General features: G+C 55.4%; 17 protein-coding genes. 10 read left to right on the forward strand and 7 right to left on the reverse strand.

Features of this window, described 5'->3' with window-relative positions:
• Positions 1–133 precede the first annotated feature (133 nt).
• The 3 genes from V6Z53_RS14515 to V6Z53_RS14525 all read left to right on the forward strand — a co-directional run bounded on the left by V6Z53_RS14515 (position 134) and on the right by V6Z53_RS14525 (position 2,972).
• Positions 134–1,327 carry an acyl-CoA dehydrogenase family protein gene (locus V6Z53_RS14515; RefSeq protein WP_338586211.1) on the forward strand — a complete coding sequence of 398 codons (1,194 nt, stop codon included), beginning with the start codon at positions 134–136 and terminating at the stop codon, positions 1,325–1,327.
• Between the two features lie 12 nt (positions 1,328–1,339).
• A complete protein-coding gene (locus tag V6Z53_RS14520; protein WP_338586212.1) occupies positions 1,340–2,482 on the forward strand; it encodes an acyl-CoA dehydrogenase in 1,143 nt (380 codons plus the stop codon).
• Positions 2,483–2,579: 97 nt separating this feature from the next.
• On the forward strand, positions 2,580–2,972 hold the full coding sequence (locus V6Z53_RS14525) for a GFA family protein (protein ID WP_338586213.1): 393 nt from the start codon (positions 2,580–2,582) through the stop codon (positions 2,970–2,972).
• Positions 2,973–2,985: 13 nt separating this feature from the next.
• Here V6Z53_RS14525 and V6Z53_RS14530 read toward each other — a convergent pair whose 3' ends face one another.
• The gene (locus V6Z53_RS14530; RefSeq protein WP_338586214.1) at positions 2,986–3,861 is read right to left on the reverse strand and encodes a serine hydrolase domain-containing protein; all 876 of its coding nucleotides are present in this window, start codon (positions 3,859–3,861) and stop codon (positions 2,986–2,988) included.
• A gap of 242 nt (positions 3,862–4,103) precedes the next feature.
• Between V6Z53_RS14530 and V6Z53_RS14535 the strand changes: the two genes are divergently transcribed.
• Positions 4,104–4,652: a cytochrome b gene (locus V6Z53_RS14535; protein ID WP_338586215.1), complete on the forward strand. Its 549-nt coding sequence runs from the start codon at positions 4,104–4,106 to the stop codon at positions 4,650–4,652.
• A gap of 3 nt (positions 4,653–4,655) precedes the next feature.
• Here the strand turns inward: V6Z53_RS14535 and V6Z53_RS14540 are convergent, their stop codons facing one another.
• The gene (locus tag V6Z53_RS14540) at positions 4,656–5,327 is read right to left on the reverse strand and encodes a class I SAM-dependent methyltransferase (protein ID WP_338586216.1); all 672 of its coding nucleotides are present in this window, start codon (positions 5,325–5,327) and stop codon (positions 4,656–4,658) included.
• Between the two features lie 134 nt (positions 5,328–5,461).
• Between V6Z53_RS14540 and V6Z53_RS14545 the strand changes: the two genes are divergently transcribed.
• The 4 genes from V6Z53_RS14545 (at position 5,462) to V6Z53_RS14560 (ending at position 11,049) form a co-directional block, all read left to right on the forward strand.
• A complete protein-coding gene (locus V6Z53_RS14545; RefSeq protein WP_338586217.1) occupies positions 5,462–7,666 on the forward strand; it encodes an OsmC domain/YcaO domain-containing protein in 2,205 nt (734 codons plus the stop codon).
• 214 nt (positions 7,667–7,880) lie between these two features.
• Entirely contained in the window at positions 7,881–8,264 is a 384-nt protein-coding gene (locus V6Z53_RS14550; RefSeq protein WP_338586218.1) for a VOC family protein, read from the forward strand.
• A gap of 158 nt (positions 8,265–8,422) precedes the next feature.
• The gene (locus V6Z53_RS14555; protein ID WP_338586219.1) at positions 8,423–9,703 is read left to right on the forward strand and encodes an OprD family outer membrane porin; all 1,281 of its coding nucleotides are present in this window, start codon (positions 8,423–8,425) and stop codon (positions 9,701–9,703) included.
• A gap of 38 nt (positions 9,704–9,741) precedes the next feature.
• On the forward strand, positions 9,742–11,049 hold the full coding sequence (locus V6Z53_RS14560; protein WP_338586220.1) for an amidohydrolase family protein: 1,308 nt from the start codon (positions 9,742–9,744) through the stop codon (positions 11,047–11,049).
• Positions 11,050–11,107: 58 nt separating this feature from the next.
• Here the strand turns inward: V6Z53_RS14560 and V6Z53_RS14565 are convergent, their stop codons facing one another.
• Positions 11,108–11,443 (reverse strand): hypothetical protein, encoded by a 336-nt coding sequence (locus V6Z53_RS14565; RefSeq protein ID WP_338586222.1) that lies wholly within the window; start codon positions 11,441–11,443, stop codon positions 11,108–11,110.
• A 233-nt stretch (positions 11,444–11,676) separates the two neighbouring features.
• On the opposite strand from V6Z53_RS14565, the gene V6Z53_RS14570 reads away from it, so the two are divergent.
• Positions 11,677–12,105 carry a hypothetical protein gene (locus tag V6Z53_RS14570; protein ID WP_338586223.1) on the forward strand — a complete coding sequence of 143 codons (429 nt, stop codon included), beginning with the start codon at positions 11,677–11,679 and terminating at the stop codon, positions 12,103–12,105.
• 5 nt (positions 12,106–12,110) lie between these two features.
• On the opposite strand, the gene V6Z53_RS14575 is transcribed toward V6Z53_RS14570, so the two are convergent.
• From V6Z53_RS14575 to V6Z53_RS14590, 4 genes are all read right to left on the reverse strand, one after another.
• A complete protein-coding gene (locus tag V6Z53_RS14575; protein ID WP_338586225.1) occupies positions 12,111–13,385 on the reverse strand; it encodes a flavohemoglobin expression-modulating QEGLA motif protein in 1,275 nt (424 codons plus the stop codon).
• 87 nt (positions 13,386–13,472) lie between these two features.
• Positions 13,473–13,904, reverse strand: coding sequence for an HIT domain-containing protein (locus V6Z53_RS14580; protein ID WP_338586226.1), 432 nt, complete (start codon positions 13,902–13,904; stop codon positions 13,473–13,475).
• A 252-nt stretch (positions 13,905–14,156) separates the two neighbouring features.
• A complete protein-coding gene (locus V6Z53_RS14585; protein WP_338586227.1) occupies positions 14,157–15,035 on the reverse strand; it encodes a hypothetical protein in 879 nt (292 codons plus the stop codon).
• Complete coding sequence (locus V6Z53_RS14590; protein WP_338586228.1) at positions 15,029–16,807, reverse strand: ATP-binding protein; 1,779 nt, start codon at positions 16,805–16,807, stop codon at positions 15,029–15,031. Before V6Z53_RS14590 ends, V6Z53_RS14585 begins: the two co-directional genes overlap by 7 nt.
• A 793-nt stretch (positions 16,808–17,600) precedes the next feature.
• On the opposite strand from V6Z53_RS14590, the gene V6Z53_RS14595 reads away from it, so the two are divergent.
• Entirely contained in the window at positions 17,601–17,960 is a 360-nt protein-coding gene (locus V6Z53_RS14595; RefSeq protein WP_338586229.1) for a hypothetical protein, read from the forward strand.
• Positions 17,961–18,026: the final 66 nt, after the last annotated feature.

Below are 18,026 nucleotides of genomic sequence, written 5' to 3' on the forward strand. Positions count from 1 at the left end.
ACCCTGTGGGAGCGGGCTTGCTCGCGAAGGCGTCATGTCGGGCAACATCTATGGTGACTGACCCACCGTCTTCGCGAGCAAGCCCGCTCCCACAGGGGGTTGTGGTTTGTTCCAATGCTTTTGGAGTGATTGGATGGACATTGAATTCTCAGTGCACGAACAAGCCTTTCGCGAGGATGTCCGGGCCTTTCTGCGTGACAATCTGCCAAGCGAATTGTCCGAGCGCATCTCGCTGGGCAAACGCCTGAGCAAAGAGCATCAGGTGCAATGGATGCAGATCCTCGACCGCCAAGGCTGGCTGGCGCCGGGCTGGCCGCAGGAGTTCGGCGGCACTGGCTGGAGTGCCGTGCAGAAACATATTTTCGATGAAGAATGCTTTGCGGCGGGTGCGCCGAAAGTGGTGTCGTTCGGTTTGAAAATGGTCGCACCGGTGATCATCAAGTTCGGCACAGCAGAGCAGAAAGCGCACTTTCTGCCGCGAATTCTTTCGTGCGAAGACTGGTGGTGCCAGGGTTACTCCGAACCCGGTGCGGGCTCCGATTTGTCGTCGTTGAAAACCCGCGCGGTGCGTGAGGGCGATCACTACGTGGTCAACGGCCAGAAAACCTGGACCACCCTGGCGCACTTTGCCGACTGGATGTTCTGCCTGGTGCGCACCGACCCCGAGGCCCGTCAGCAGCGCGGCATTTCCTTTTTGCTGATCGACATGAAAACCCCGGGCATCACCGTGCGCCCAATCATCACCCTCGACGGCGAACACGAAGTCAACGAAGTGTTCTTCGACAACGTGAGGGTGCCGGTGGCCAATCTGGTCGGGCAGGAAAACGAAGGCTGGACCTGCGCCAAATACCTGCTGACCCACGAACGCACCAGCATCGGCGGCATTGCCCAGAACAAGGCGTTGCTCAGCCGTCTCAAGCGCATTGCCAGTCAGGAAGTGCGTGACGGCAAACCCTTGATCGAAGACCCGCTGTTTCGCACGCAGATCGCTGAAGTCGAGATGCAGTTGATGGCCGCCGAGATGAGCAACCTGCGCACCCTGGCCGCCACTCAAAACGGTGACGTACCCGGTGCCGAAAGTTCGTTCCTGAAGATCAAGGGCACCGAGATCCGGCAGGCCATCACCTACCTGATCAGCAAAGCGGTGGGGCCGTATGCCTTGCCGTTCCTTGAGGATGAACTCGGTTATGGCGGCGAGCCGTTGCTCTATACCGACTACAGCAGCGCGGCCACCTACCAGTATCTGGATGCGCGCAAAGCCTCGATTTACGGCGGGGCCAACGAAATCCAGAAGAACATCATCGCGAAAATGATCCTCGAACTGTAAGGCGCCACGATCATGGATTTCAAACTGACAGAAGAGCAATTGATGCTGCAGGACACCGCCGCGCGCCTGGTGCGTGACGTCTACGGTTTCGAGCATCGCGAGCAATACCGCCAGAGCCCACACGGTTTCAGCACCCCGTTCATGCAGCAACTGGGTGAGCTAGGCCTGTGCGCCGTGCCCTTTGCCGAAGTCTATGGCGGATACGGCGGCAGCGGCGTGGAGAACATGCTGATCATGACCGAACTGGGCCGGGGCCTGTGCCTTGAACCTTATCTGCACTCGGTGATTTTCGCCGGTGGCCTGATCGCCCAATTGGGCAGCAGCGCCCAGAAAGACCGGTTGTTGCCGCAAGTCGGCAGCGCAAGCCTGCAACTGGCCGTCGCCCTTGATGAGCCGCAGAGTCACTACCAGTTGCACGACGTTCAGACCGTCGCCGAGCCGGTCGCTGGCGGCTGGAAACTCAATGGTCGCAAGTCGGTGATCATCGGCGGGCAAAGCGCCGGGCTGGTCCTGGTGTCGGCGCGCACCAGCCACGGGGTTCGGGACGAGAAGGGCATCAGTCTGTTCCTGGTCGATCCGCAGACCAGCGGTGTACGTCGGCACATTTTCGAGACCATGGACGGGCGCAAGGCCTGCGAGCTTTACCTTGAAGACGTGTTCGTCAAAAGCGATGCGGTGCTCGGGGAACTGGGCAATGCCTTGCCGGCGCTGCGTTATCAGCAGGGCCGCTGTATCGCCGCACAATGCGCCGAAGCCGTTGGCAGCATGGAAGCGGCGTGCGCGTTGACCCTCGATTACCTGAAGACGCGCCAACAGTTCGGCCAGCCGATCGGCAAGTTCCAGGTGTTGCAGCACCGCATGGTCGATATGCGCATCGAGCTGGATCAGGCGACCTCCATGACCCTGCTCGCCGCGTGTGTCGCCGATCAGGCCGACAGTGAAGAACGCAGCCGTATTCTGGCAGCGGCCAAGTTCATCGTCAGTCGCGCCAGTCGTTTTGTCGCAGACCAGGGCATCCAGTTGCACGGCGGCATCGGCCTGACCTGGGAGTACATGCTGTCGCACCATGCCAAGCATTTGCTGATGGTCGCGCGTCAGTTTGGCGACGACGATCATCATTTGCAGGCCTATGCGAAGTTGATGCAGGTGGCGTGAGGCAAAGCTTTTTTATCGAGGACCAATGGTCGGGTCGGTCCTGATTGAGCTGCTACTTTTACAAGCACCCACCGCTTGCTTGTAGAGGAGACGCAGCATGGACCGATTTACCGGCGGTTGCCTGTGCGGCAACGTTCGCATCGTGGCCTCGGGACTTCCCTATCGAGTCGGGCTCTGCCACTGCCTCGACTGCCGCAAACATCACGGCGCGCTTTTTTACGCCTCGGCGATATTCCCTCAGGACGCCGTGATGATCGAGGGTGAAACCCGCGACTACGGCGGGCGCTTTTTCTGCCCCCGCTGCGGCTCGTCGGTGTTTGCCCGCAGTGACGACGAAATCGAAGTGAACCTGGGCTCGCTGGATGCCCCGGATCAACTCAAACCCACCTACGAAAGCTGGACCGTACGTCGCGAATCGTGGCTACCGGCGTTTCCGCTCGCCAGACACTACGAGCATGATCGTGAGGGAACCGGGCGCGTTGAGGAGTAGGGCGCGCAGCCGCTCAAACAGCTTGTCGTAGCGCTTGCATCAACTGCCGCACGCACTGCGCTTCGACAACGCCTTGCTCTACGCCTTGCTCAAACACCGCGCAACACGCCGAGGTTTCGCCATCGCAGCAACGATAAACCGCGATAACGCTACCGGGCCCGCCGCCGGTGTGCCCGCAAGTAGTCAAACCGCCCTCGATTTCGCCCTGCATCACACCCAGTCCATAACCCGGGACAACCCAAGGGCGACCGGCAATCGGACCGCCCAAGATCCGCACCGTCTGCATTTGCTCAAGCAATGGCAGGGGCAGAAGATGCCCGGCGAGCAATCGATCGAGGAACAGCGCCGCCTGCGAAACGGGGCCGATCAGCAAACCGTGATAGACCCACGCGGGGTCATAGTTCGGGCAAGTGTCGGCCAAGTCCACATGGCTAGCGGCGAAGCGAACATTCGACAGGCCCAAGGGTGTCAACGCACGTTGACTGACGGCCTCTTCAATCGTTAGCTCCGTGACCTGTTCAATCAACCGGGCGATGAGCATGTAGCCAACGTTCGAGTAGCCCCAAGCCGTTCCGGGACTGTATCGAAGCCGGGTGCCTTCCAGACGTTGCATCATTTCCTCCGCCGACCAGGCGGATTCATGGTTGGCGACGGCGGCGTGATAGGGCGCCAGTTCGCCATAATCGGCGAGCCCCGCCTCATGCCGCAGCAGTTGGCGCAAGGTAAAAGGTTGATCGGGGAGCGGGTCGTCCAGCCCGACCCGACCATCGCGCACCAGCGTCAGGGCGGTCGCGGCCAGGACTGTTTTGGTGAAGCTCCACCAAGGGACCATGATCGGCGGTTCATCGGGCGTCAGCGACTGGCCGTTCGAGATGAGTGAAATCAGCATGGATGGCCCTTGGAATGGAAAGCGAGTCGGCAGGATAGCCCATCCGTCAGTTAGCTCCAGAAGCTGTCAGCTACATCACTGAACCTGCTCAGGTCGACGTATCATTAAATTCAGAATGTTTCCGGTTTAATCATTTAAGTCCCATCGAATAACTCGATCTGATTAACCAACAATTCGCTGTTTTTTTGATGACGCAACGCCACGATAATTTCGCCACTATCAATGCTCAGAGGCAATTCGCGATGGCGAAGGAAGGAAACTACACCGGCACCGCAAAGTGGCTGCATTGGGGCATGGCGCTGATCTGGGTAGCCGCCTGGGTCATTGGTATCGTGGCGACGCATTGGCGCGATGAATTCAACGCTCACCATGAACTGACCTTCCTGCACAAGGCGATGGCCAGCACGTTGCTGTTTCTCATCGTCGCGCGTATCGCCTGGCGGTTGAGTCATCCGGCGCCGGCGCTACCGGATTCGATGAGCCCCATGATGAAGCGCGGCGCGTATGTCGGGCACCTGCTGCTTTACGCCGTGGCGTTGATCGGATTGCCGCTGTCGGGCTGGTATTGGAGTTCGGTCGCGGATAAACCGATCATGGTGGCGGCGTTGTTCGCACTGCCACCGCTGGTCGATCCTGATCAGAGCCTGTACGACCTGGCCAAGGCGATTCACACCTATACAGCCTGGGTTTGTGGCGCCTTGATCGGCGGTCATGTGCTGGTTGCGCTCAAGCATCACTTCGTTGAAAAGGACGACGTACTCAAGGGCATGCTGCCGGAGCGCGGCAACTGATACTTAGCTGCGTCGCTCGGCCACCAGCAGCAACGACTGCGGCAGCGGACTTTGCGGGTGCTGCGGCTCGCGCAGGCCGGTCAGCTGAAAACCGGCCATGTCCAGCGCAGTGAACCAACTGGACAAGGTGCGCAAATACCACGGCATCGGTTGCCACCGGCCCTTGAACCCGGCGAAGGTCTCTTCCCGCCAGCCATCCTGATAATCGCCGGCTGCTGCGGCCCACGGATGCAGCGTCTGGATCACCAGCGCGCCGCCGGGGACGAGCAGGGCGTGCATGGCGGCGAGCAGGGGGATGATGTCCTGGTGCAACAGGGCGAAGTTGGCGCAGATCACGTCGTAATCGCGGCCGATGTCCACTTTCGCCTCCACCAATTCTTCATAACTCGCCAGATGCACCGGCGAAGTGCCTGTCGTCTCCGCCGCCTCGACCAGCGTCGCATCGCCATCCACACCCACCGCATGAATGCCCCGGTCGGCCAGAGCACGCAATAGCCAGCCCTCACCACAACCCAGGTCGAGCACGCGCTCGGGCTGACGACTCAGCACCGCCAGCAGGACAGCCTGGTCGGTGACCTGGCGGCGGCTTTCGATGCTGCCGCTGCGCACGGCTTCGATCCAGTTGTGGGCGTTGTCATGCCAGCTTTGCAAGAGGGTGGATTCGAGGGTCGGCATGTCGATGTCCAGCGCTGATGTTTGAAGGAAAGCATAGGACCGGTCGGAGGTCATTGCCGAAAAGCACAAGACTTGCGGCTGAAAAGCCGGATAATGGCCGCCATTCGTTTAGCTCGTTATTCTGGTAATCCCGCATGGAAATCAAGGTCAATTTTCTCGACAACCTTCGACTTGAAGCCAAGTTCGACGACTTCACGGTGGTGGCCGACCAACCGATTCGCTACAAGGGCGATGGTTCGGCACCGGGTCCGTTCGATTACTTCCTGGCTTCGTCGGCGTTGTGCGCGGCTTACTTTGTGAAGTTGTACTGCCAGACGCGCAATATTCCCACCGAGAATATCCGCCTGTCGCAGAACAACATTGTTGACCCGGAAAACCGCTACAACCAGATTTTCAAGATTCAGGTCGAGTTGCCAGCGGATATTTCCGACAAGGATCGCCAGGGCATCTTGCGTTCCATCGACCGCTGCACCGTGAAAAAAGTGGTGCAGGCCGGGCCTGAGTTCGTGATCGAAGAGGTGGAAAACCTCGACGCCGATGCCCAGGCGTTGCTGATGCCTGCTTCCATGTCAGAGGCCGGCACCTATATCGCCGGCAAGGACCTGCCGCTGGAGCAAACCATCGCCAATATGTCGGGCATTCTGGCCGGCCTGGGCATGAAGATTGAAATCGCTTCGTGGCGCAATATCGTGCCTAACGTGTGGTCGCTGCATATCCGCGATGCGCACTCGCCGATGTGTTTTACCAACGGCAAGGGTGCAACCAAGGAAGGCGCGCTGGCGTCGGCGCTGGGCGAATTCATCGAGCGACTGAATTGCAACTTCTTCTACAACGATCAGTTCTGGGGTGAAGAACTCGCCAATGCACCGTTCGTGCATTACCCGAACGAGCGCTGGTTCCAGCCGGGCCCTAAAGATGCGCTGCCTGCCGAGATTCTCGATGAGTACTGCCTGAAAATTTACAACCGCGACGGCGAGTTGCGCGGCTCGCATCTGTACGACACCAACTCCGGCAATGAAGATCGCGGCATTGTTTCGCTGCCGTTTGTGCGCCAGTCGGATGGTGAGGTGGTGTACTTCCCGTCCAACCTGATCGAAAACCTGTACCTCAGCAACGGCATGAGTGCCGGTAATACGCTGGCCGAAGCTCAGGTGCAGTGCCTGTCGGAAATCTTCGAACGCGCGGTCAAGCGCGAAATCATCGAAGGCGAATTTGCCCTGCCGGATGTACCGGCCGAGGTGCTGGCGAAGTACCCGGGGATTCTGGCCGGCATTCAGGCGCTGGAAGAGCAGGGCTTTCCGGTGCTGGTGAAGGATGCGTCGCTTGGCGGCGAATTCCCGGTGATGTGCGTCACGTTGATGAACCCGCGTACCGGCGGTGTGTTCGCCTCGTTCGGCGCGCACCCAAGTCTTGAAGTGGCACTGGAACGCAGCCTCACGGAGTTGCTGCAAGGCCGCAGCTTCGAAGGCTTGAACGATCTGCCGCAGCCTACTTTTGAAGGCCATGCGGTGACCGAGCCGAACAACTTCGTCGAGCACTTCATCGACTCCAGCGGCGTGGTGTCGTGGCGCTTCTTCAGTGCCAAATCGGATTACGAATTCGTCGAGTGGGACTTCTCCGGCCAGGGTGAAATCTCCAATACCGAAGAAGCCGCGACGCTGTTCGGCATTCTCGAAGGCATGGGCAAAGAAGCCTACATGGCGGTGTATGAACACATCGGCGCAACGGCCTGCCGCATCCTGGTGCCGGATTATTCGGAGATCTATCCGGTCGACGATCTGATCTGGGATAACACCAACAAGGCGTTGTTCTTCCGCGCCGACATCCTGAATCTGCATAGCCTGGACGAAGCCGAACTGAAGAGCCTGGTAGAGCGTCTGGTCGAAAGTGAGCTGGACGACTACACCGACATCACCACGTTGATCGGCATCGAATTTGACGACAACACCGCTTGGGGTCAGTTGACGATCCTGGAATTGAAACTGCTGATCTATCTCGCCTTGCAGCAATTCGAAGAGGCGAAAGAAGCGGTGGAAATGTTCCTGCAGTACAACGACAACACGGTCGAGCGCGGCTTGTTCTACCAGGCTGTGAATGCGGTGCTGGAGATGGAACTGGACGAAGACCTGGAGCTGGAAGACTACGAGGCCAATTTCCGCCGGATGTTCGGCAGCGAGCGGATCGACGCAGCGATCGGCTCGGTGAACGGCAGCGTGCGCTTCCATGGCCTGACGCCGACGAGCATGAAGCTGGAAGGGCTCGATCGTCATCTGCGTTTGATCGACAGCTACAAAAAGCTGCACGCGGCGCGGGCCAAAGTGGCTGCCTTGTCCAGTTGATAGCTGTCGGGTCCTGAACCCGTTTACGTTCGTTTCACCCTGACGCCCGATGCATTGCATCGGGCGTTTTGTTTTTTAGGGCGGCTGAAGTTTCTATGCGCTCCTCACATAGGATTAATGCAGATACATCACTGTTCTTTCAAATGTCCGGGGCACATTCTTAGGCGAAACAGCAACGCCAACTCACCTCGTTCTTACAAAAGAGAGCCATTAAATGAGTGTGTTTACCCACGTTACCGTCGGCACCAATGACTTGAGCAAAGCCCGCAACTTCTACGACAACGTACTGGGCGAAATTGGCCATAAACGTCTAGCGGATCTCGGTGAAAACGGTTCTATCTGGGGCGAGGATGCACCGGCCTTCTTCGTTCTGAAACCGGCTGACGGGGCACCCGCCAGCGTCGGCAATGGTGTGACCGTCAGCTTCGAGGCGCCGACGCGTGCCGCCATCGACGCTTTCCACGCCGCAGCGTTGGCCGCTGGCGGTACCTGTGAAGGTCTGCCTGGGCCGCGTGGCTGGGCACCGAACGCCTATGCCGCATATGCCCGCGATCTGGACGGCAACAAATTGGCCGCCTATTGCTTCAAAGCGGATTAAGGCTGTCAGGAGGCCAGCCTTGAACGGGCCGGCCTCATCAACTGTTTGCTCTAAAAATTCCCAAGTAACGCCAATACATTTTCAGTCTTCGGGACCTGAAAAATACGTCGTACCCGCGTTTTCATAAAATAATAACAATCAAAGCCTTGAGGCCTTTAATGAAGAAGCGCTCACTGTTTGGCCTGTTCGTTTTTTCAATGTCCGCAAGTTCACTGCAAGCGCAGGCTGACGAAACCCAGGAAGGTTTTGTCGAGGGTGGGGCCGCGACGATCCTTGCACGCAATATGTATTTCAACCGCAACTCACTGTCCGACTATCCGGATTCAATCGGATGGGGGCAGGGTTTCCTGATGGACTACAAGTCCGGGTTCACCCAAGGCGAAATCGGCTTCGGCATCGATGCAAGTGCCTATACCGCTTACAAACTGGATGGTGGGCGCGGTACGGTGGGCACGGGCATGTTTCCCGCCGATGGCGATGGGGAAAGAACAGAGTCGTCTACCGCCAATGCGGCGGTGAAGATGAAATGGTCGAATACGGTGCTCAAGTATGGCGACCTGCGTCCTTACAATCCGGTCTTCGCAACGCCAGACTTGCGTTTGATGCCGATGACCACAAGAGGCATCCAGTTGTTAAGTGATGACATTGACAAGGTCAGCATTGATGTCGGGCACTTCTATTCATCCAGGGGTTATACAAGCACCGGCCACGATGGTGGTTTCATGGCCGGATACGCCGGAGTAGACGCCGGCAACGTGGACTACGCCGGTTTGACGTATCAGCCAGTCGATGAGGGTAGCGTCGCGTTTTATGCCTCCCGTGCAGAGGATTTATGGCGCCAGTACTACGTGAATGCGAACTACAGCTTCGCGCTCACGGAAGAGCAATCGCTGAGTTTCGACTTCAATCTGTATCGCTCACTTGATGAAGGGAATGCCAATGCTGGTGCGATAAACGTCACGGCCTGGTCGTTGGCGCCCTCATACGGAATCGGTCCACACACCTTCACGCTGTCTTATCAAAAAATCCATGGCAGCCAGCCGTTCGATTATCTGATGGCGTCAGATGGCACTTACATGGACTCCATCTACCTGGCCAACTCTTCGCAATATGGCGACTTCAACGGGCCGGGTGAGCAGTCGGTAGGCCTCGGTTATGCGTATGACTTTGGCAGTACAGGCTACTTACATACAACGCTCAGCTTTCGATATGTCTACGGGTTCGATATCGATAATGAAAAAGTCGATCCGGAAGGCCTGTACGCCTACTTCGCCCATTCGGACAAACAGATCGAACGAGACATCGACCTGAAGACCGTCGTGGAAAGCGGTGCCCTGAAAAACCTGTCGGTACGCGTGCGCTATGCCGACCAATCATTTACCGGGGACAGCGTTAAGCAACTTCGAATAATTACCGAATACCCGTTCGATCTTTTTTGATGTGCACATCCCAATCCAATAAAAACAAGAGGTTTCACATGAAGAACTTTCCGGTCAAGTGCATCGCCTTGGCGGTCACACTTTCTTGCATGGCGTTGTCCGCGCACGCCGATACCGTGTATGTCCATGCGGGCCGTCTGGTGGATGTCGAGAAAGGCAAGGTGCTGAACGATCAACGCATCAAGATCGAGGGTGAACGCATCGTTGCCGTGGAACCGTGGAGTGCGCCGCCGGCCGACAGCAAAGTGATTGATTGGTCATCCAGGACCGTGTTGCCGGGGCTGATCGACATGCACACGCATATCTCCGATTGGGACATGACCAACAACGTGGCTGAGCCGCTCCTGCATTCGCCGCAAGACGTCGCGCTGATGGGGGCCAAACATGCCTATCAAACCTTGCGCGCAGGTTTTACCACGGTGCACGACCTGGGCACCTATCGCGCGTTCACCGACGTCGCGCTGCGTGATGCGATCAACGAAAACCGCGTGCTGGGGCCTCGAATGAATGTCGTGGGTGCGTACATCACCGTTGCCGGTGGTGGCGGCGAGGTGACGGGATTTGCGCCGGGTGTGGAGATCCCGGCCGATATGCGCGTGGGTGTTTACCGCGATGCCAATGACGCCAAACTCAAGACCCGCTACCTGTTCCAGCATGGCGTAGACACCATCAAGATGATGGGCACCGGATCGGTTTTGGCCGAAGGCACCGAACCCGGCCAAATGGAAATGACCGAAGAAGAAATGCGCGCCGTCGTCCAGGAAGCCAAGGTTCATAAAAGCTATGCCACGGTCCACGCACATGGTGCAGAAGGGATCAAAGCCGCCATTCGCGCAGGCGTCAGGTCCGTTGAACATGCGTCGCTACTGGACGATGAAGGCATCAAAATGGCGAAGGACAACGGCACCTATTTGGTGATGGATATCTACAACGGCGACTACATCGATAAAGTCGGCCGCAAGGAAAACTGGCCCGAAAGTTACTTGCGCAAAAACACCGAAACCACCGACGTACAGCGTCAGGCATTTCGCAAAGCGGTCAAGGCCGGGGTGAAAATTGCCTATGGCACGGACGCCGGGGTTTATCCGATTGGCACCAACGCAAAACAGTTCGCGTACATGGTGAAGTACGGCATGACGCCCATGCAGGCGATTCAGTCCGCGACCGTCGTGGCGGCTGACCTGCTCAATTGGCAGGCGGATGTAGGCGCCGTGAGTGCGGGTCGCTTCGCCGATTTGATCGCCGTCGACGGTGATCCGATTGCTGACATTTCAGTGCTTGAAACCCTTCCCGTGGTGATGAAGGGCGGGGCAATCGTGCCGGCGGATGTGTTGCCCGGTCTGTAAAGCAGCAAGACGATAGAGCTGGAAGTCCGGGGTCAAATCCGGACTTCCAGCCAAGATTTTATTTGAAGGTAATCGCCCACGTGATAAAGGCTGCGATCCCGGTCGTACAAGTCAGCGCGGTAAGAAAAAGAATGTCGATCAACTTTTCCAGAAAATGATTGCGGGCCACTTTTCTGGTACGCAACGACCAGTACGAAAGTATGGTCGTGATCAAATACAGGATGGCGTTCACCGCAAGAAAGTCATCGCCCATCGAGTCTGCACTTCTCAGTGTTGAAACGACCTGGAAGATCCCGATCACCGTAATGCACACGCCCACCATCGCGGCTGACGCGGTAAACACATGAACGCAGATGTCTTCATCGAGGCTGATGAGGTCTTTTTTATCGTTCATGTCAGATGACTGCGTGTGCTGACGTTCGGCCGGCGCATCCATATTGCTTTGCAGGCTCGCATAGCGTGACTCCCGTTTTCATCATCGCTTTTGATTAATTGCGAAGTAAAAAAATAGTCGCATAGGCCATCTATTTCAAACTTGATGGTAGCTTGTCTGATCGACTGGGTTGTCGAGACTGATAACCGTAGGACAGCAACTCAAATCATGAACATGGAAAGGGAGATACGGAGATGGCCGAAGAAGTTTTGAAGTGGAAACTGGTGAATTTTCTGGTGGCCGATGCCGAGGTGGACTACCACACCGTGAGTGATGTCTACGACGTCGTCGGGAGTGGCGATGTGGACGTGTTGGGCGACGTGCTGGAGACCTTCAAGGAAATACATGGCGGGTTGTGGGTTGGCGGAGGGCTGGTGATTACCCCGCGTGTGGTGCGCTTGAGCGCCAATGCGCTGAATCGTGCCGTCCAGGAGGGAACCCTCGATATCGAACTCCCGCACTCAATGATCCGCAAGGTCAGCGTCGAAGGTGGGTTCATCACCAAAATCGTCCGTTTGGACACCCGTGCCGGCAGCGTTAAATTCCGCTGCTATGGGGCGAAGGCAGTCGCCGCGCTGATAGAAACGCTGATCCCCTCACGGGCGTCGATGTCCGCCGTATAAGCGTTTCACTGGGCGCTGGCATCGCTTTCATGCTCGTCTGCAAAGTCCATGAACACCTGCAGGTCAAGCGCATCCAGATTGATCCGGGCGATGAAGGCAGAGAAGGCCAGGTTGGCGGCGAGCAGGCGCAGATCAGAGGCCCAGGCGGGAAGGTAGGTCGGGCCCTTGAGCCAGCCGGATTCGAACAGTGGCGCCAGGCGTACCGTGTCGCCCAGGCTCAGGCGCCCGGCAAACAAATGGCCGACCAGGTCCGGCCGGTTATCGCGGATCGCAATGCGCAACAAGGTATGCACACCGAGCAATCCGGTCAGGTAAGCGGCATCTTTGGTAAACGCCGATCCGCCTCGCAGGTCGGTACCCCGGAACACCCGTTGGGTTGAGCGGAAGGACTCTTCTTGCGACTGTCCACCCGCCAGAAAACCTTCGAACACCTGGATGAAGTCGGCGCCATCCAGCGCTTGCTGGACCGCCAGCACACGCAAGGCGAGGCGCCGCAGGCGGTTGATGTCCATGCTGCCGGTGAACAACTCGGCCAGCGTGGCAATGCCTTCCTGAGTCTGGGTTGTGCGTGGCGCTCCCAAACCGAGGCTTTTGAGGTTGGGTTGCAGCGCACCGTTTTGTGCGGTGGCGACATGCACGAAGGCCTCATGCTGCAACAACTGATTCTTGTCCAGCTCCGAGAACAACGCACTGGCCCGCAGGCGGATACGACTCGCCCCGGCGATGGCTTTGGCGGCAAGGGTCGAATCGAGTATCACCGTGATCCGCCCCGCGCCGAAAAACCGGTCCAGTTCCGGTCGTATCCAGTCGGCAAAAGCCTCGGCCGGAATATCGGCCTGGGTCGGAGGAATCCGCGCACCACCCAGCAGGGCGTCGGTGGTCTTGAGGAAGAAATGCGCGGCGTCCAGCATGCTCAGTTTCTGGTTGGTGTAATAGAAATCCGGGCGCCGGTACAGCGCGGATGAATATTGAGTAAACGCGGGCGTGCCAATGGACCCGAGCATGCGTCCGGCGGTGGCATAGCTGCGGGCAGTCATGGCCAGATAGTTACTGGCCGGATGGCCCGGATCGCAGCGCTCGACAAAGTCCTCCAGGGCGGCGATATCGGCACTGTGGTCGCGGGAGTGAAGCTCGACTTTTGGCAACTGCGCACGCCCACCGCGCCATTTCGCCAGGAAATCTTCCTCGATGCCATCCGGCCAGGCCAAGGCATCCAGCACGCGGATCTTGCGGGTCAAACCGGGCAGGGCGGCATCGAGCTTGGACAGCGAGGCGCTCATGGAAAGCTCCTTGGCGGACAAGGTTCAATCGCAACAGCTTAGACGTCGCCAAGCGGACCTGCTTCAGGTCACTCGAGCTGATCCGCTTTAGCCATTCAGCAAAACAGCGATTTTTTTACGCAGATCCCCGTGGGTTTCTTCTGAGTAAGCGATTGCAGTTTTCCAGTCGTAAAACCATACGGGCATCTTGCGATTTTGCTCAGGCTCGGAGGCATAGCGGGGAAAGATGTGGCAGTGCAGTTCCGGCTCAGTATTGCCCAGAATTTCATAGTTCATGCGCAGGGCGCCGGTCGCCTGTAGAACGGCGTCGCCGATCCGGGCCATGTCGAGCAGATAAGTGGATCGGGCCTCGGCATCCAGATCGTTCAGGCTGGCAACGACCGGGTCGGGCAGCAGCAGGCAGTAACCCGGCAGGAATTGCACATCGCCCATTACTGCCCAACCGGAGGCCATTCGGCAGATGACTTTGTCGTTGGCGCCGTTACGGGCCAGTTCTACGCGTTGTGAGATGAGGGGCATTCATTTTCCTTAATGATGGTGTGGGGGGCTTTTTGTGGTCATGACTGGAGAGAACGACCAAGAGCTGATGGTGGCGACAGGCAGAAATTGGCCAAAAGCGGATGGTCAGCCGAAAGGCGACTACCTGCCCAAAGCGCACGTTCGACAGCGAATACCTGAAACCAAATGCAGATCATCACCTCGACTAAATCTAGAGTCAGTTTTACACATGACAAATCAACGCTATTTTAGCGTTGCAAAGTTGCATGTTAATTATAAAGCTTCTTCGTTCGCCAGCGCTCTAGCCCATGATTCAAGCGCAGGTAGGTCGGAATTTTCCAAGTGAGAAATTAATTCTTCATTTGCCAAGACGCTCTCGTAAAAAATGTATCCCCAAGAGTTCACTGACTTTCGACGCGCACTATTTCGAAATAATGTCAGTTGTTGGCGCATGTCAAGCTCCGCCTCTCGAATATCGGCGGCAGATCCAAGAAGATGTGTATATTTTTCGCGGAAAAAATGGTAATACCGCTTATTTATTTCAAGGCTTTCTATATGCCGCTCAACTAATGACTGAAATTGCGGAGTCAAGTTTTCGCTGGCACTAACTTCCATGGATTTCGGAGCCGAGTACGGTTGCCCAATACTAAGCTGCAACACTTGCTGATCAAGAAAGTCATCGAAGTAAGGGTGGAGAAATATGCGTTCTCCTTCTTCATTTAGTACCTGCTCGAGCTTTTTTCCTTGGCATGTATCGCACATCGGAAATAAATTGAGCGCTGTTACAGAAAAATCTGGGAATTCGTTTTTAGGCAAATAGTGATCTAAAGTGTTTGGTGTGCCATCCTCACCGCACGCAGGGCACATTTGTAATGTACGCTCCCTCAGTCTTTCCAATATCGGCTTTTGCACTGAATTATTTTGAGGGCTATTGTAAAGCGTCAAGAATCGAGTCTTAAATCTCACAGCCTGTGCCCACGGAGTTACAGTTTCTGGATTGCCACAAGCTTGAATATAGTCTCGTATTCGCTGCTTCCAAGGGGTCCTGATTCGTTCAAAAAAACCGCCGTTACGACCGCGTTGCCGCTGATCTACGACTTGGTGCACAAGTTCAACATCATCAACAACTGGGCGCGGAAGGCGAGTTACCATTTTCCCGCTCCCATAGCGCTGATCTGAATTATCATTTCTTCGTTGATATCATCACCTAATGCTTCGATGAGACTCTCGGCCGTACCAAATTCTTGAATTTGTTGGCGTATCCATGCTTCGAACGGCTTCGATACCGACTTGTCGCCAAAAACGTATGAAGAAATTCGTTGTATATCCCCCCCAAAAGTTTCGAAAGGTGGATGGTTGACGAACAATTCCCCCTCTTCTTTTTCAAATACATGCACGCAGCTTCGAGGCAGTTCCCTAACGGTCACTAGGGAGTGAGTAGCAAGCAAAGCTTTTGAACGATAGCTTTTGAGTACATCTTTAAGCATTGAAATGAAAGCGATTTCTAGAGTTGGATGCAAGAATAACTCAGGCTCATCAATGAGGATCAAACTATTTCGGCGAATCGCGCCTAAAATATTTATGACCACATAGGAGAATAGCCTCTGTCCCGAGCTTAACTCCACGACTTTCCCATTTTTTATAAAGTAAATGCCTTTGCTGGCTAACATGGATGTGGCGAGCACTTCTGAATTTAGTTCATCAATACGATCGGCTGCAATTGGTACAAGAGTTAAACTGCTGCCGTTTTCTTTGCTCTCCTTTTCCGGGAGCTTGATAACAAAATCGTTATTTTTATTGCTTTCATCATCAAATAACAACTGACCATATTGGAATAGGGTTGCCAAGTTAACATCAGAATCTACAGCAACTGCTGCATAGTCGAAATCAATGGCGGTATTGAGTACTCTTTCCATTGTTTTAACCTTGGCCGACCAATCTTTTATCACACCAAAGGTTTTGTCATCCACTAGGCAAGCCAGTAATGAGCGAGAAGCGTTAATCTTTGGTCGGCTTTGCGAGAGACGTATTTTTTTTTGGCCCGCTCCTGCTTCATCGAAGACAGATTGCCACCCGCGTAGCCCAAAGTAGCGGTAGATGTCATGATCTTGTCGTTTTCCAGACTGTTTTACGCTATTTTCGCTATCAATTGGAAAGCGTTCAAACGGGCTGTATGAAACAACAACCACTTGATTGATATTAGGTGAATCGCTGAATCCAACATCCTCATCACTTTCAATGCTCAAGTCCAACCAGTGCTCGACAATCTGCATTAGCGTTTGAGATTTTCCAACGCCATTAGGTCCAATTAATACATGAATATCATGTGGTAGTAGTCTGCCTTCAGAGTCAAAATCCAAGTTCAATTTCTGTTTCCCTCCCAGAGGGTCGAGAAATCGAAATTGCAAATCTCCCACATTTATGCTGGCTGCACTGAGAAGCTTCCAGACACTGTGATAAGCCGTTTGTGCTCCGCGTTCACGTAGCAGCGAATACCGGAAGCCATCGGATTCGATCAATACAAGGCTATCTGGGTCTTCGTCAATCCACCGCTTCAAGCTTGCATCATTTAGAAGACGAGCAACTTCAAAAGTGGAGGCACTATCAAGGCATCCATCAATTTTTTCGTAGAAGGTCGTGTTAGCGGGTACTGAGATGTAGATTATGCCCGGAACTGGGAACTCGCCGTCCCATCCCTCAGCCACCAATTTGTCTAGAAATTGATAGGAGACTTTCTCTTCGCTGAACAGGATCTTGATGGCGCCTAAGTGAACATCTTCGCCTTCAATACGGCACTGCACGGGAAAAGAGGTTTTGTAGTCGTAATCATCCCACCTATCAAAGCCGAGGAGTATTAGATCTCCTTTTCGTTTTAGGAGTGCTTGGCGCTTTTCAGCGTCTTGGCCAACATAAAATATACGCACGAAAACCTCTTTCCCTAGTCCCAAACACACCAGCAAGGCTGGGTCGTTTATGAAACGTATCTTAAGCAAAACGCAACGGATACGGAAACCAATATGATGTCCAAACGCCTACGCAAGCGCTAAAAGCCCCGGAAGTCGGGGGAGTGTCAAAACACGTTTATCCCATCCAAACGAGCAGTTCGGAATCTGCTTTCGGCCCAGAGTATGTAAAAACGCTCCGCCAAAATTGAAGTATGCGCGTCTACGTTAAATCTGAAATTTATCGACACGTCATCAGATGTGGGTTTTGGGTAGAAGAACGATTTCCAGTCCGATTTTGAGTATCTGTCGCGCTCAAAAACGTTTTTACAAAGCCTCGGTCAGTAGTGGCCTTGCGCTGACCGTCTGCTTTTGGCCGTATTCCGCCTGTTTCCAAAGCTTGGCGTGCTCATTAAACATCGCCGAAGAGCCCTTGTTTAAAAGCACTGAAGGAAACTTCATGCAAGCTACAAGACCTTGCGCCATTGCCTACGCGTACGCCAGAATCCGCCGGCTTGTGTGCCTTGAGGGCCATCGGTAACTTGGTTCGCGTCACTGCCCATCAGTGATCGGGTTTAGTAGCCCGGCCAAGGTATAGCGGTCGCATGAGCATCATCAATCAGGTATCTGTCTGCGCTTGATGGTAGCTGTGCGCATGGCGTCCTCGGACGCGCCGGTTTTTGCTTTCCCTTGCCGGTCTACTAACTTGCGCACAGCTGCCACCCTATCGTTTAGTAGCGAGATGGTTGCGGCCCTTCTTAACAAGGGAGCATCTATGTTCAAGGTAACGCCAAACCCGCCGGAAACCGATCCGGCATCCCCGTACGAACCCGATTCAAAAAAGCTCAACGAAGCCGCCGAACGCGCCCTCGACTTTCACTTCCCCTCAACCGCCGATATCAAAGCCACACCGCGCACCGTCAGCACCCTCTTCACCGTCGACCCTGAGGTGACGCTCGAAACCCTGGCCGTTTATTTAGTCGAGACCCTGGCCTCAGTCGATGTGATGGTCCATCAATTGGTCGATCATCTCGACGGTGAATCGCGCAATGCGCTGCTGGGCATTTCCAATAGTGTGATGCTGGCGGAGATCACGGCGAATCGGGTGCTGGATCAGATTGATCCGCCCGAGTAGCCGAGCAGTGAATTGCACAGCGGCCCGACAATGAGGCCGCTGCGCATCGTCATCCACTTCAAATCA

This window comes from Pseudomonas sp. MAG733B (assembly GCF_036884845.1).
Classification (GTDB): Bacteria; Pseudomonadota; Gammaproteobacteria; order Pseudomonadales; family Pseudomonadaceae; genus Aquipseudomonas.